15 protein-coding genes are annotated in these 13,624 nt (G+C 64.1%); 13 read left to right on the forward strand and 2 right to left on the reverse strand.

Annotated elements, in window-relative coordinates; genetic code table 11:
• Positions 1-253 precede the first annotated feature (253 nt).
• The 10 genes from uvrC to DRF71_RS01945 all read left to right on the forward strand — a co-directional run bounded on the left by uvrC (position 254) and on the right by DRF71_RS01945 (position 8,337).
• On the forward strand, positions 254-2,107 hold the full coding sequence (gene uvrC, locus DRF71_RS01915) for an excinuclease ABC subunit UvrC (RefSeq protein WP_112308930.1): 1,854 nt from the start codon (positions 254-256) through the stop codon (positions 2,105-2,107).
• A gap of 86 nt (positions 2,108-2,193) precedes the next feature.
• Positions 2,194-2,382, forward strand: a complete 189-nt coding sequence (locus DRF71_RS27835; protein WP_198672038.1) for a hypothetical protein — start codon at positions 2,194-2,196, stop codon at positions 2,380-2,382.
• An 86-nt stretch (positions 2,383-2,468) separates the two neighbouring features.
• On the forward strand, positions 2,469-2,855 hold the full coding sequence (locus DRF71_RS27840) for a hypothetical protein (protein WP_198672039.1): 387 nt from the start codon (positions 2,469-2,471) through the stop codon (positions 2,853-2,855).
• A 98-nt stretch (positions 2,856-2,953) separates the two neighbouring features.
• Positions 2,954-4,213, forward strand: a complete 1,260-nt coding sequence (locus tag DRF71_RS01925; RefSeq protein WP_112308931.1) for a PAS domain-containing protein — start codon at positions 2,954-2,956, stop codon at positions 4,211-4,213.
• Between the two features lie 1,091 nt (positions 4,214-5,304).
• Entirely contained in the window at positions 5,305-5,718 is a 414-nt protein-coding gene (locus DRF71_RS28945; RefSeq protein WP_269814319.1) for a transposase, read from the forward strand.
• Between the two features lie 38 nt (positions 5,719-5,756).
• On the forward strand, positions 5,757-6,212 hold the full coding sequence (locus DRF71_RS28950) for a transposase (RefSeq protein ID WP_269814345.1): 456 nt from the start codon (positions 5,757-5,759) through the stop codon (positions 6,210-6,212).
• Complete coding sequence (locus DRF71_RS28955) at positions 6,209-6,673, forward strand: transposase (protein ID WP_269814320.1); 465 nt, start codon at positions 6,209-6,211, stop codon at positions 6,671-6,673. The genes DRF71_RS28950 and DRF71_RS28955 overlap by 4 nt, the downstream gene beginning before the upstream one ends.
• Before the next feature lie 297 nt (positions 6,674-6,970).
• Complete coding sequence (pgsA, locus tag DRF71_RS01935; RefSeq protein ID WP_112308932.1) at positions 6,971-7,636, forward strand: CDP-diacylglycerol--glycerol-3-phosphate 3-phosphatidyltransferase; 666 nt, start codon at positions 6,971-6,973, stop codon at positions 7,634-7,636.
• The gene (gene moaD / locus DRF71_RS01940; RefSeq protein ID WP_112308933.1) at positions 7,633-7,881 is read left to right on the forward strand and encodes a molybdopterin converting factor subunit 1; all 249 of its coding nucleotides are present in this window, start codon (positions 7,633-7,635) and stop codon (positions 7,879-7,881) included. Before pgsA ends, moaD begins: the two co-directional genes overlap by 4 nt.
• 3 nt (positions 7,882-7,884) lie before the next feature.
• Positions 7,885-8,337: a molybdenum cofactor biosynthesis protein MoaE gene (locus DRF71_RS01945; protein ID WP_112308934.1), complete on the forward strand. Its 453-nt coding sequence runs from the start codon at positions 7,885-7,887 to the stop codon at positions 8,335-8,337.
• On the opposite strand, the gene DRF71_RS01950 is transcribed toward DRF71_RS01945, so the two are convergent.
• Positions 8,338-9,339 carry a P1 family peptidase gene (locus DRF71_RS01950; RefSeq protein WP_112308935.1) on the reverse strand — a complete coding sequence of 334 codons (1,002 nt, stop codon included), beginning with the start codon at positions 9,337-9,339 and terminating at the stop codon, positions 8,338-8,340.
• Between the two features lie 281 nt (positions 9,340-9,620).
• Between DRF71_RS01950 and DRF71_RS01955 the strand changes: the two genes are divergently transcribed.
• Positions 9,621-10,502, forward strand: a complete 882-nt coding sequence (locus DRF71_RS01955) for a L,D-transpeptidase (RefSeq protein ID WP_408634512.1) — start codon at positions 9,621-9,623, stop codon at positions 10,500-10,502.
• Between the two features lie 908 nt (positions 10,503-11,410).
• Here the strand turns inward: DRF71_RS01955 and DRF71_RS01965 are convergent.
• Positions 11,411-11,758, reverse strand: coding sequence for a cupin domain-containing protein (locus tag DRF71_RS01965; protein ID WP_112308937.1), 348 nt, complete (start codon positions 11,756-11,758; stop codon positions 11,411-11,413).
• Positions 11,759-11,967: 209 nt separating this feature from the next.
• Here DRF71_RS01965 and panB point away from each other — a divergent pair, with 209 nt between their 5' ends.
• Positions 11,968-12,807 (forward strand): 3-methyl-2-oxobutanoate hydroxymethyltransferase, encoded by an 840-nt coding sequence (panB, locus tag DRF71_RS01970; protein WP_112308938.1) that lies wholly within the window; start codon positions 11,968-11,970, stop codon positions 12,805-12,807.
• Positions 12,804-13,624, forward strand: an 821-nt coding sequence (panC, locus tag DRF71_RS01975; protein WP_112308939.1) for a pantoate--beta-alanine ligase, incomplete at its 3' end; no start/stop codon positions are given. The genes panB and panC, both read left to right, overlap by 4 nt.

Here is a 13,624-nt window from a genome sequence, read left to right on the forward strand (position 1 = left end):
TTTCTCAACGTCTTGCCAGATGTTGGAAAATCTTTTGCTGTTTTTCAATGGTTTATGAAAATGCCCAAAATTTAGGCAAATCGGCGAGGCCCGCCGAAAACAAGGAAAATTCCGGCTTCGCGAAAGTTTCTCCGCAAACTTATCCACAGAAACGGTGGACTTCTTCTCTCTTGCCCCCGGCTCTGGTTCATTGCAGCGGCGAAGGCAGAATCGTGATCTCTTACATCTGTGATTTGCTGCCAGAGGCAGAAGCATGACCAGCGCTGCGCGAAACGGATATGAGGTGATCCAGGACTATCTGCGGCTCCTGGACAGCAGCCCGGGGGTCTATCGGATGCTGAATGCGGCTTCCGAGGTGCTTTATGTCGGAAAAGCGCGCAATCTGAAGGCGCGGGTGTCGAATTACGCGCGGCCCACCGGGAATTCGAACCGCATCCAGCGGATGATCGCGGAAACCCATTCGATGATGTTTCTGACGACCCGCACCGAGGTCGAGGCGCTGCTGCTGGAGCAGAACCTGATCAAGCAGCTGAAGCCGCGCTATAATGTGCTGATGCGGGACGACAAGTCCTTCCCCTATATCCTGATCGGCGGCGCGCATGACTTTCCGCAGCTGAAAAAGCACCGCGGCGCGCGCAAGGAGAAGGGGAGTTACTTCGGGCCTTTCGCCAGCGCCGGTGCGGTGAACCGGACCCTGAACCAGTTGCAAAAGGTGTTCCTGCTGCGCAACTGCACCGACAGCGTTTTCGCCAGCCGCACGCGGCCCTGTCTGCAATATCAGATCAAGCGCTGCGCCGCGCCCTGTGTCGGCAAGGTCTCCGAGGCGGATTATGACGCGCTGGTGCAGGATGCCGGGCGGTTTCTGTCGGGGAAATCATCGGCCATCCAGGCCGACCTGGCGGGACAGATGCAGAAGGCGTCAGACGAGTTGGAATTCGAACGTGCGGCGGCGCTGCGCGACCGTATCCAGGCGCTGACGGCCGTGCAGACCTCGCAAGGGATCAATCCGCGCACGGTATCCGAGGCCGATGTGGTGGCGCTGCATCTCGATCATGGTCAGGCCTGCGTGCAGGTGTTTTTCATCCGGGCGCATCAGTCCTGGGGCAACCAGGATTTCTACCCGAGAACCGGCTCCGGCGCCGAGGAGCCCGAGATCCTTGAGGCTTTCCTGACCCAGTTTTACGACAATAAGGAACCGCCGCGCCTGATCCTGCTCTCGCATGGGCCGGAGGATGCCGATCTGGTCAGCGCCGCGCTGAGCGAGCGGGCCGGTCACAGGGTCGAGCTGGCGGTGCCGCAGCGGGGCGAGAAAGCCGAACTGGTCGAGAACGCGGCGAGGAATGCCCGCGAGAGCCTTGCACGGCGGATGTCGGAATCGGCGACGCAGCGGCGGCTTCTTGATGGGCTTGCCGAGGCCTTCGGGCTGGATGCGCCCCCGGAACGCATTGAGATCTATGACAATGCCCATATCCAGGGCGCGCATCCGGTTGGCGGCATGGTGGTGGCCGGGCCGGAAGGGTTTATGAAATCGCAATATCGCAAGTTCAACATCAAGAGTGAGGCGGGCGCGGCCGGAGACGATTTCGGCATGATGCGCGAGGTGATGACGCGGCGGTTTGAACGGCTCGTGCGGGAAGACCCCGACCGGCAGACGGAAAACTGGCCGGATCTGTTGCTGATCGACGGTGGTGCGGGGCAGATTTCGGCGGTGGAGGAGATCCTCGCTGACCTTGGTATCGAGGATATGCAGGTGATCGGTGTGGCGAAGGGGATCGACCGCGATCACGGCAAGGAGGAGTTCCACCGCAAAGGCCAGCGGCCTTTCGCGCTGCAAAGGAATGATCCGGTGCTTTATTTCATCCAGCGCCTGCGCGATGAGGCGCATCGCTGGGCCAATGGGGCGCATCGGGCCAAACGCGCGAAAGTGGTGGGGGCGACGCCGCTTGATGAGATCCCCGGTGTGGGCGCGGCGAGAAAGCGCGCGCTGCTGGCGCATTTCGGATCGGCCAGGGCGGTAAGCCGGGCGGCGTTGCCCGATCTGATGGCGGTCGAGGGGATTTCCGAGGCGATGGCGGAGACGGTTTACAATTACTTCCACCGGGACTGAGGACTGGCCGCCGGGGGCTTCGCGCCCCCGGACCCCCGCGGGATATTTAGGGACAGATGAAAACAGCTGAGTGAGCGAGGTGGGATATGCGGTTTCTGGATTTCACCTCGTGGCAGACATTGCTGGCGACGATTGCCAGCCTGTTGCTGGTCACGCTGATCGGCGTTGGCATCCGCATTCTGATGATGATGACGATCCAACAGCGTCAGCAGCGGATGAACCGCAAGATCAATGAGCGGCTGAAGGTGCTGATCGCGGCCTATAAGACACCGTGAGGTTCGTTTACCGGCACGCTGACCGTCGACCCGACCCATATGCGCGCGCTCAGGGCGAGGCTTGAGGCAGAGGGGCAGAGGTCGAGGTGATCACATCGGCCGGCAACCGGCTGGAACGGACGCGGGCGGTGCGCGGTGCGGTCGGGGCAGCGTTGTCCGACATCATTCTCCTTGGAACCGAAGTGCAGGTGAGGCTCGCCGCAAGGGCGGCGGCCGATATGGCAGCGGGGCAGCCGGTGCCGACGGCCGGGCTGGTCGTGTCGCTCAGGGCCTATATTCGCGAAGCACTGGATCTGGAACCGGTTCCCGACGATGTAACGATCCCCTCGCAGGGGCCGGCCCGGGTCAGCCAGTCGGGCGGCAAGCCGGGTGGGCGCGGCGGTTCCGGCGGTGGAACCGGTGGTGAGGGCGGGGGTGGTATGGGCGGCGGCATGGGCATGGGGCTCGGGCGGCGGAGCGACGAGAGTGGCTGAGACAGGGCTGGCTGAGACAGGGCTGGCTGAGGCGGGTGGCAAGGAGTCCTTAACTCCCCGGCGGCAGAATGGGGTGATTCTGACCGACAGGTGCCGATGTGACCCGCCAGACCGAGCTGACCGAGAATTGCGAGGCTGAGTTTGCCTTTTCCGAGCTGATCTATTCGCGAACCTGCCCGCGCGGGCTGATCCGGTCGGGCAACTCCGTCTTCCGCCGCATGGCGGGTATTCCCTGGCCCGATCTGATCGGGGCGCCGCATCGGGTGATCCGCCACCCGGACATGCCGAAAGGTTTTTTCTGGCTGTTCTGGCAGATGCTGAAAGCGGGTGAGCCGGCGGTTGGCTATGTGAAGAACCGCAAGGCCGATGGTGGTTATTACTGGGTGCTGGCGGCGGCAATGCCCTGCGAGGGGGGGTTCTTCTCGGTACGGCTGCGGCCATCGAGCCCGATTTTCGAAAAAGCCCGGGCCGAATACGCCGTATTGCGGGAGCGGGAACAGAAGGAGGGGCTGACGCCCGAAGCCTCGGCGCAGATATTGCTGGGGCGGCTCGCCGAGATGGGGTTCCCCAGTTATGACGCCTTTGCCGCCCAGGCGCTGGCGACCGAAATCCGCTCGCGCGATATGCAGCTGAAACGGCCGGTCGATCGCAGCACCGAGGCGCTGGCCTCGCTTCTGACCCTGCTGGTCGAGACGCTTTCGGAACAGGCGCGGCTGGTATCGCAGTTTTCCGATCTGGTGCTGCTGCCGGTCAATATGCGGCTGGTGGCGGCGCGGCTGGAACCGCAGGGCGGGCCGATCAGCCAGATCTCGGTGAATTACAAGAACTCGTCCGAGGAGATATCGCGGCGGCTGTCGGAATTCGTTTCGGGTAAGGGCAATCTCTGCGGCCAGATGGCCAGTGCGGTGCGACGGAGCCTGATCCTTGCGGGAACCTCGCGGCTGCAGGGTGAACTTGTCGAGATCTATAATCAGGGCGAGCGGATGGAACGCGAAAAAGATGGCGAGGAACGCCGGGTCGAGGGAAAGGTGCTTGAAGGGGTGATCCACGATTCCCGCACCTCGGCGCAGGTCTCGCTGAAAGAGGCGGGGAAGCTGGCAGGGATCCTGAATGAGGCCAGTATGGATCTGAGACGGATGATCCTCGGGCTTGATACGATCAGGATTCTCGCGCGGGTGGAAAGCCGCAAGACCCAGGACAGCCAGGCCGCGCTGACCGCGACCATCGACCGGATCGACGAGGTGCAGGCCTCGGTTTCGGAAAGCCTGAAAGCGCTGATGGACCGCTCTGCCGCGATTGATCAGGCCCTGACCCTCCTGCGTGCCCCCGAGCGCGGGGCGGCATTGGCGGCGCATTGACCGGCTGGCGCTGAGCGGTGGCCGGGGCGGGACGAAAGGGGAAAGGAGGCAGAACGGCGAAGCCTGCAGAGAGCAACGAGGGAGGGAAGCTGGCTTATAGCGTGCTCAGGTTGGTTCCTGGCCGGGTGTCACCTAATACAACGCTGGGTGGGACCTGTGAGAGCAGGAAGCAGGCCATTCAGCGTTGGGCCCTTTTAGGGTCATTCGGGGATTAACCAAGGGGGGACGGAGTCCGGTCTTTCCGGCCCCGGCATAGATGTCGCGGTTTCAGGCGCCGGAATGGCGATGTGAACCGCTGTGAGCCGGGAGTGGTGCAAAGCGATCAGACCGTTCTCGCCTGAATTGGCAGAGTGATCTGTCCCGCCTGCAAAGAGCCTGATTTGCGACAAGGGCGCCCCAGCAAAATAACCGGCAAAATATACGGTGAATACGCGGGCGCAGATCGGCGCGCGGTCTGGGACCCGGTGTTCCGGTTGCTCAGATCGCCGGGCGGGGAGGGGAAAGCCCAGGCCGTGCCGGCCTGTATCGACCCCTGACATCCGACGCAGGGCATTGGCTGCAGGGCGGGCAGGGCGCATCCGGGATCACGGGCATGGCATCACGGGCGTTGCGGTTCCTCGGGCTCTTTGGCTCGGGGCTGTGTCGGGTAGCGAGTGGGTTTTTGAAAGAAGGATTTGGCCGAACGGATTTCTGGGTGCAGGGACGCGCGCCCCCGTCTGAGCGAAGGATATTCGGTTTTGAACTGGCTTGCTGCAAAAGCGGCAGAAGTCGGACGAGGCGGCTTGCAGAAGGCGCTGTCTGACGGGGGCCGGACCAGGGACCTGCGGGGCGGTGGAAGACGATCAGTGCGGGTCGTTGAACATGCTGGGCAGACTTCGGACGTCCAGGGGCTGAAAGGCCTTGATGGGAGGCGTGTGGGCCAAAACTGGCCTGGCCAACAAAGAGCCGGCCATGAACTGCCGGCCAGAAACCGCGGGCTAAAAAAACCGGGGTCTATATCCCCATTTCCCAAGTAAGGCGCTGATTTCGCTGTCCTGACCATTATATTTCCTATATAAAACTGGTGTTGAAGGCTGCGAGGGGCGCGTTTCATGGATCACCCAGAGGGTGCGGGCTTGCAACGGGCAGATCGGGTGGATTTCGACCCTCGCGTGCGGCTGGAATTTCGCGGCACGCAGCTCAGTTCCGACGGCGGCCTTCTGGTGATGCGCGAGCTTGATGACGCGCTCGGGTTGTCCGATTTGGCGTCAGCGGCGCTCGCGATACTCGCTCTGGCAAGAACACGGTCCATTCGGCTCGACGGCCTGTTCCGGCAATCAGTCTTTGGGCGGCTGGCCGGATACGAGGATGTCAACGACGCCAACCGTCTCGCCTGCGATCCGGTCATGCGCCAAGTTGTCGGCGGCAGAGCGGTCGATGCACAAGCGGCCTCGGCATCGCAGATGGGACGGTTCGAGACCGAGACGCGGCTCTGGCCGGGAACCGTGCCGCGCTGGCCGACCTGAACGGGCAATGGATCGACCGGTTCCATGACCGTAACGGGCTGAAGTACATCGTTCTGGACATGGACAGCTCGGTCAGCCCGACCCATGGCGACCAGGAAGGGTCTGCCTGGAATGGCCATTTCGACTGTGCTGCTATCACCCCAACTTTCTGTTCAACCAGTTCGGGATGCTGGAACGCTGCGCCCTGCGCCATGGCAACGTCCACAGGCGATGGCTGGCGTGATGTTCTCGACCCCGTCATTGCGCGCTACGCGGAGCGCGACCTTGGTGGCAGGTTCTTCCGGGCCGATGCTGCCTACGCGATCCCGGCGATCTATGAGCGATTGGAAGAAGCGCGGTTCTTCTACGCCATCCGGCTGCCCGCAAACGCGGTCCTCAAGGACAAGATCGCGCATCGTAACGCGCCCTGTCGGGCGGCCGTCACTGACCAAGGTCAAGCGGTTCTTCGAGGAATTCGAGTATCAGCGCGTCCTGGGACAAGGAACGCCGGGTGATCGCCAAGATCGAATGGCATCCGGGCGAACTGTTCCCGCGTGTCGGCTTCATCGTCACCAACCTGCCGATGGAGCCGGACTGGGTGGTGCGGTTCTACAACCAGCGCGGCACCGCCGAGCAGCACATCAAAGAGGGCAAATACGCCTTTCGCTGGACGCGGCTGTCGTGCCGGAAGTTCCGCGACAATGAGGTGCGGCTGCAACTGCACGCCCTGGCGTACAACCTGGCCACCTTCTTGCGCTGCATCGAGCTGCCCGAGGCCATGGCCGACTGGTCGTTGACCAGCCTGCAACTGAAGCTGATCAAGATCGGGGCACGTGTGGTCCGTCACGCCCGCACCATCACCTTCCAGCTGGCCGAGGTCGCTGTCACCGGCACGATGGTACGCGCCATCCTCGCCGCTATCCCCGATTGCGAGCGCCACCGCTATGCGCATGATCGCGATCCACGCTCAAACTGAACGAAAGCGGCTGGACAGATCTGTCCGCTGCGCTGAAAAACGCCGCCCCTGGGCAAGGAAACAGCGGCTTCGCGGTCTGATCCGTCCAGATCCAGCAGTCTGCGCGACCGCAGGTGCCGCTTGCGGCAGAAAATCTTGTCTAGCGCTCGGATACAGGCGATCTTCACCTCAAACGACACGCCACTTGGGGAATGCAGGTATATATACAGATGTATAAAGGTCACCCGGCTGGCGCTGTATCCGGGCAAAGCCCTTGCCCCCTTTCCACAAGGCGCAGCCTCGGATACGAATGACGCTATGCGGTGGAACATCCCGAACACTCTCACCTTCATGCGGTTGCTTGCGGCGCCTGGCGTTGCGGTGATGTTTCTCTATTTCCATCGGCCCTGGGCAGACTGGCTGGCGCTGACGCTCTTTGTCGGCGCGGCGATCACCGATTATTTCGACGGCTATCTCGCCCGGCTGTGGAAGCAGGAATCGAAATTCGGCGCCATGCTCGATCCCATCGCCGACAAGGCCATGGTTGTGATCGCGATCATGGTGCTCACCGGCTATAATGGCATGAACCCCTGGCTGATCCTGCCGGCAACCGTGATCCTGTTCCGCGAGGTCTTTGTCTCGGGCCTGCGCGAATTCATCGGGGCCAAAGCCGGCACGCTGAGGGTCACCAAGCTCGCCAAATGGAAAACCACCGCGCAGATGGTGGCCATTGCAGCGCTTTTCCTTGGCACCGGGCTTGATTACGTCAATGGCATCGCCGCGCGCGGCATGACGGTCGAGCAATATGTCGATGCCGTCCGCGCCGGTACCGCCGACCCGATCCGCGCCTGTGTGACGCAGAACTGCGCCTCCTACGCCAACTCGATCGGCCTTGTGCTGATCTGGATCGCCGCCATCCTGACCGCGATCACCGGCTGGGAATATTTCGCCAAATCAAGGCCTTTCCTGCGGGAAGATCCATGATCGAGGTGCTTTACTTCGCCTGGCTGCGCGAAAGGATCGGCCTTCCGCGTGAACAGGTCGAGACCGAGGCCCCGACCGTGGCCGCTTTGGTGCAGGAGCTTTCGGCCCGAGATGACAGTTATGCGCTGGCCTTTGCCGATCTGACCGGGCTGCGGGTGGCGGTGGATCAGGAACTGGCCGATTTCGACGCTCCGCTTGCCGGGGCGCGGGAGGTCGCGTTCTTTCCGCCCATGACCGGGGGCTGAGCCGTGACCGCGCCGGATATCCGGGTGGTGGCGGATGCGTTCGACCAGGGGGAGGAGCTGAACCGCTTTACCGCCATGGCCGGACCGGCAGGCGCCGTGGTCAGCTTTTCCGGCATTGTGCGCGATGAGGGCGGCATGCTTCAGGCGCTGGAGATCGAGCATTACCCGGCGATGACCGACCGGGCGATCCGCGCGATTGCCGATCAGGCCGCAAGCCGCTGGGCGCTGAGCGCGGTTCTGGTGATCCATCGCCACGGCCGGCTCTGCCCGGGAGAGGTGATTATGATGGTCGCCACCGCCTCGCTCCACCGCCAGGCGGCGTTTGAGGCGGCTGAATTCCTGATGGATTACCTGAAATCGCGGGCGCCGTTCTGGAAAAAGGCCTTCACGGCCGGGGGCGCCGAATGGGTCGCGGCCAGGGACAGCGACGAGGATGCGCTGGACCGCTGGCGCTGATCAGGTGCCGAACCGCGCGGCCCAGCAGGGTTGCAGATCGCCGGGCGCGGGGCTGGCGAGATAGACCGCCCGGGCAATGGCGCGTGACAGGCAGACCGCTGCCGCATGGCCGATCTGGAACAGATCGGTGAGCGGATCGGCGAGGGCGCGCGCACCGCTGGCAGCGGCAAAGACCAGATCGCCGTCGATCAGGCTGTGCGCGGGGCAGATCGCCCGGGCCATGCCGTCATGCGCGGCGACCGCGACGCGATGGGCCTCGGCCTTGGTCAATGTTGCATCAGTGGCAACAATCGCGATGGTGGTGGCCTCGCCCATCCGCTTCATCGGCAGGGGGGCCGCAGGCGGCGGCAGCGCCGGCGCCGGGCCGAGGCCACCGAATTCCGTGCCCTCCTCGAAGGGAGCGGCGAGAAACCACGGACCGTCGCCTGCGGTCACCTGGCCAAGCGCATTCACCGCCACCAGCGCGCCGACCGTGATCCCCGAGGGCAGCACCGCCGAGGCCGATCCCAGTCCGCCTTTCAGCGTGCCGGTCATCGCTCCGGTGCCGGCGCCGCTGCTGCCGAGCTGAAAATCCGCGACTGCCTTGTCCAGCGCGCGGCGGCCGAGGCCGGCATAGGGGCTGCAATCACGCGCCGGCCAGGATTTATCCCCGCCGTTCAGCAGATCGAACAGAATGGCGCCTGGCACGATGGGCACCCGCTGATCCCCGACCGCAAAGCCGCGCCCCATGGCCCGCAGCCCCGCCATCACCCCCGAACAGGCGTCAAGCCCAAAGGCCGAGCCGCCCGACAGAACCAGCGCATCCACCGCGCTGACCAGCCGGTCCGGCGCCAGCAGATCGGTCTCACGCGTGCCCGGCGCGCCCCCCATCACATGCACCGCCGCCGTGAACGGGCGGTCAGCTGTCAGCACCGTAACACCCGAGTGCAGGCCCGGATCCGAGGCATTCCCCACCCGGAACCCGGCGATATCGGTGATCAGATTGCGAGGCCCCGGCCGCATCTGGCTGTCCTTTCATGGGTTGCGCTGCTGCACAGACTGTCGGCTTTTCAGAGAATTCGCCAGCACCGGCATTGGTTTCGCGGTGGGGCCGGACCCTGCGGCCCCGGCTCTGTTGCCTCTGTCGCAACAACCGGGGCGGGTTCTCCTGCCGCAACTCCCGTATTTCTGGCCTCTGATCGCCGCTTCTGGCCTCTCTTCCCTTGACGCGACGCGGGTGGCGTGTCGCAAGTTCACCAGAAGGGGTGGCGGGGGCCGCCCTGAGTCGTTTTCACTACACCGGGATGATCTTTGTGATTTTCAACCTGCCGCGCCTTGTTGCCATGCTCGCCCTCTCTGCCCTTGCTGCCTGTGGCGCGCAACCGAAAGCCGAAGAGCCGTCTGCGGCCGTTGCCGGTTATGAGGCTGTTGATGACGGGGAGTTCCATATTCCCGCCGTCGCGCCGAAATACCTGATGGAGGATCACCGCCGCGCCGAGGTGGCCTATAGCGGCGATGAAGCGCCCGGCTCGATCGTGGTCGATGTCTATGCGCGCAAGCTCTATTGGGTGCTGCCCGACGGGCGCGCGGTGCGCTATGCTATCGCGGTCGGCCGTGAGGGCACCTCGTTCCGCGGTAATGGCTATATCGGGCGCAAGGCGGAATGGCCGTCCTGGACGCCGACCGCCAATATGATCCGCACCCGTCCCGATCTCTACGCCGAATATGCCGGCGGCCTGCCTGGCGGGCTTGAGAACCCGCTCGGTTCGCGCGCGCTCTATCTCTATCGCGGTGGCCGCGACACCATGTTCCGCATCCATGGCACCATCGACAATGCCTCGGTCGGGCTGGCGACCAGCGCGGGTTGCATCCGTCTCTACAACCAGGATGTGATGGATCTCTATCAGCGCGCCGGCAATGGCACCCATGTGAAAGTGCGCAGCGAGGCCGAGAGCCTGGCCATGGAGGGCCCCTATATGGATGATGCCTTTGGCCGCGCCGTGCCGCAGACCGACAAGAATGTCGCGAAGAAAGCGGCGGATGAGGCGGCCATCGTCAAGGCCGAGGCCGATGCCCGTGCGGCGGCCGAGAAAGCCGAGGCAAAGCGCCTGAAACAATGCAAGCGCAACAAGATCGCGCCCGAAGATTGCCCGATGCCCGAGGCCGCAGAAGCCGCCGCCGGCTGAACCTGGTCCTCACCGCGCTGAAACCGAAAAGCCGCGCCCCCTGAGGCGCGGTTTTTTCTGTCCGGGACCAGCGATGGTTTATTGCAAAAGGGCAAAGAACCCGGTCCAGGGCAGCAGGCTGATCCGAAAGATGCGGAAGGCTGCGAGGGGGATCATCAGGCCCGACAGCAAACTGGCCGGAGCAAATTGGGCGGCACCCGCGCCAACGCGCGCGCAGGAACAGCGCCAGAGCCGCGAAAGTGACGGGACGGGCGGCGAGAAACCGGAAGATCGCCGTGGCGCCGACGACAAAATGCTGTGCCTTTTCAGTGTTGAACCGGCGGGCGCCGCCCGCAAGGGACATCTGGCCGCAGCCGATCACCCTCCATCGGAAGACCAGTGAGCGATCACCGGGTCATTGCACGGCCCGGGGCTTCGCGGCGCTGATGTCGGAGGACGCATCGGACGAGGCCCGTCCCCATATCACCGCGCGGATGATCAGGACGCCCCGAGGGAGGCGCACCACTATCTCCGCCGGGCGCATCAGCGCGCTCAGTACCGGTGTGACCCTGTCGCGCGGTCGTAATCCGGCTCGCATATTGGACGGTCCAGAGGCCAGGCTCCCGCGCCCAGCCGCCACACCCTGCCGCCGATACCGATGGCGGGACCGCTCACCTGATTGCGGGCTCTGGCGCCCGGCGGGTAAGGTGCCCTGCCGTCCTCACAGGATGGCCGTATTTCGCCCCGATCCGGCGCAGATGCTCCTGGAAATCTTCGTTTGGCAAAGGCTTCTCAGCCCAGGGATCAGAACGGCCCAGGGGCCGCCCCGATCCCGCTCTGGCGGAAGAAGATGATGAAAACGGGCAGAAACAGCAAAGAAATCAAGGGGAAAGGCGGTGGCCTCCCCCCTCTGTGGCCCGGGATGCGGCTCAGGCGACGATCACATAATCCTTCAGCGTGGTCTCGATCACCTCCCAGGTGCCGGCATAGCCGGGGCGGATGATGAAACTGTCGCCAGCCTTCAGATGGGTCTCATTGCCCGCCGCATCGGTCAGGATCGAATGGCCCTCATGGATATAGACATATTCCCATTCGTCATAAGAGATCTTCCATTTGCCCTTCGTCGCCTGCCAGAGGCCGGAATAAAGCCCCTCCTTTTCCTCAAGGCTCCAGGTCGTATGGACCGGGTCGCCGGCCAGCAGCTTTTCCGCATCGGGGCGCTCGGTCTCGGGCGTTACGCCGTCGCGGGTGACGCGCAGGATCAGGGGATGGGTCATCAAAGGCCTCCGGGGCTGAAAGGGTGGGAGGGCGCGGCCCCGCGCCCCCGATTCCGCCATTGGTGACGCGGTCCGGCACCGCGTCAAGGGGGCAGAGGCTGCGTGCAAATTCCATCCGCTGCGCTGCGGCGCTTAATTCTTGCACAAGTTGCAGCGCTATGCCCTTATGCCGCGCAATCTGTTAACGCAGCCAGGGATCAGCATCGCCCATGAGCGCCACTTCCTTCGCCAGGGCGGTTCTGCCGCCGGATATCAGGGCCATGAAGGGGAGGGCGCCGATTGTCACCCTCACCGCCTATACGACGCCGATCGCGCGGCTGGTCGATCCGCATTGCGACGTGATCCTCGTTGGGGACAGCCTTGGCATGGTGATCCATGGCCTGCCCTCGACCATCGGCGTCACGATGGAGATGATGATCCTGCATGGCCGTGCCGTGGTGCGGGGGGCGTCGAAAGCCATGGTGGTGATCGACATGCCGTTCGGCTCCTATGAGGAAAGCCCGGCCCAGGCCTTCCGCAACGCGAGCCGGCTGATGGCCGAGACCGGCGCCACTTCGGTCAAGCTGGAGGGCGGCGTGCATATGGCCGAGACCATCGCGTTTCTCACCGCGCGCGGCGTGCCGGTGATGGCGCATCTGGGTCTGACGCCGCAATCGGTGAACACGTTTGGCGGTTATAAGGTCGTGGGGCGCGAGGGCGAGGCCGAAAAGGTCATGGCCGATGCGCTGGCAGTCGAGGCGGCGGGCGCCTATTCGGTGGTGCTGGAAAAGGTGCCCGAGGGCCTGGCCGCGCGGATCAGCCAGCGGCTGGCGATCCCCACCATCGGCATCGGTGCCGGGGTGCATTGCGACGGCCAGGTGCTGGTGGTCGATGACATGCTGGGGCTTTTCACCGAATTCCGCCCGAAATTCGTCAAGCGCTACGGCAATCTGGGCGAGGCAGCCGATCAGGCCATCGCGGCCTATGCCGCCGAGGTGCGCGCGCGCAGCTTCCCGGGCCCCGAACATTCCTTCCCCGATACTCTGCCGGCTGCAAAGACCCTGAAATGACCGAAATCATCCACACTGTTGCCGGGCTCCGCCAGAGGGTCCGGGCCTGGCGCGCGGCCGGCGATATGACCGGCGTGGTGCCCACCATGGGCGCGCTGCATGAGGGGCATCTCTCGCTCGCGCGGCGCGCAAGAGTGGAATGCGAACGGGTGATCACCACGATCTTCGTGAACCCGCGCCAGTTCAACAACCCGGATGATCTGAGCCGCTACCCGCGCACGCTTGAGGCGGATGCGGAGCTGTTGAAATCGGTGCCGGTGGATGTCGTTTTCGCCCCCGATGTCGATGAGGTCTATCCCGAGGGTTTCATCACCACGGTCTCGGTCGGGGGCGTGTCCGAGCCGCTGGAGGGCCGCATGCGCCCCGGCCATTTCGACGGTGTGGCGACGGTGGTGACCAAACTCTTCGGCATGACCGAGGCGCAGCGCGGCTATTTCGGCCAGAAAGACTGGCAGCAGCTGCAGGTGGTGACCCGGCTTGTCACCGACCTGAACCTGCCGGTGCATATTGTCGGTTGCGAGACAGTACGCGAGACCGATGGCCTCGCCATGTCCTCGCGCAACCGCCAGCTGACCCAGCCGGGCCGGGCCATCGCGCCGGTGCTTTACGCTGCGATCAGCCGCGCCGCCGATGATATCCGCGACGGGCAAAGCGACCGTATGGCGATCCGCGAGGCGGCCGAAACGATGCGCAAGGCTGGGTTCGAGCGGGTGGAGTATATCGAGTTGCGCGACGCCGGCACGCTGATGCCCTCGGACGATCCCAAACGCCCGCGCCGCATGTTGGCCGCCGCCTGGCTGGACGGGGTGCGCCTGAT

Source organism: Pseudogemmobacter bohemicus, from assembly GCF_003290025.1.
Taxonomy (GTDB): Bacteria; Pseudomonadota; Alphaproteobacteria; order Rhodobacterales; family Rhodobacteraceae; genus Pseudogemmobacter; species Pseudogemmobacter bohemicus.

Excerpts from the sequence above, each read along its gene's own strand:
- DRF71_RS01950 (WP_112308935.1), bottom strand. The coding sequence starts at position 9,339 with ATGCGGCCGGGGCCTCGCAATCTGATCACCGATATCGCCGGGTTCCGG.
- moaD (WP_112308933.1), top strand. The coding sequence starts at position 7,633 with ATGATCGAGGTGCTTTACTTCGCCTGGCTGCGCGAAAGGATCGGCCTT.
- DRF71_RS01955 (WP_408634512.1), top strand. The coding sequence starts at position 9,621 with ATGATCTTTGTGATTTTCAACCTGCCGCGCCTTGTTGCCATGCTCGCC.
- panB (WP_112308938.1), top strand. The coding sequence starts at position 11,968 with ATGAGCGCCACTTCCTTCGCCAGGGCGGTTCTGCCGCCGGATATCAGG.
- pgsA (WP_112308932.1), top strand. The coding sequence starts at position 6,971 with ATGCGGTGGAACATCCCGAACACTCTCACCTTCATGCGGTTGCTTGCG.
- DRF71_RS01965 (WP_112308937.1), bottom strand. The coding sequence starts at position 11,758 with ATGACCCATCCCCTGATCCTGCGCGTCACCCGCGACGGCGTAACGCCC.
- DRF71_RS27835 (WP_198672038.1), top strand. The coding sequence starts at position 2,194 with ATGCGGTTTCTGGATTTCACCTCGTGGCAGACATTGCTGGCGACGATT.
- uvrC (WP_112308930.1), top strand. The coding sequence starts at position 254 with ATGACCAGCGCTGCGCGAAACGGATATGAGGTGATCCAGGACTATCTG.
- DRF71_RS28945 (WP_269814319.1), top strand. The coding sequence starts at position 5,305 with ATGGATCACCCAGAGGGTGCGGGCTTGCAACGGGCAGATCGGGTGGAT.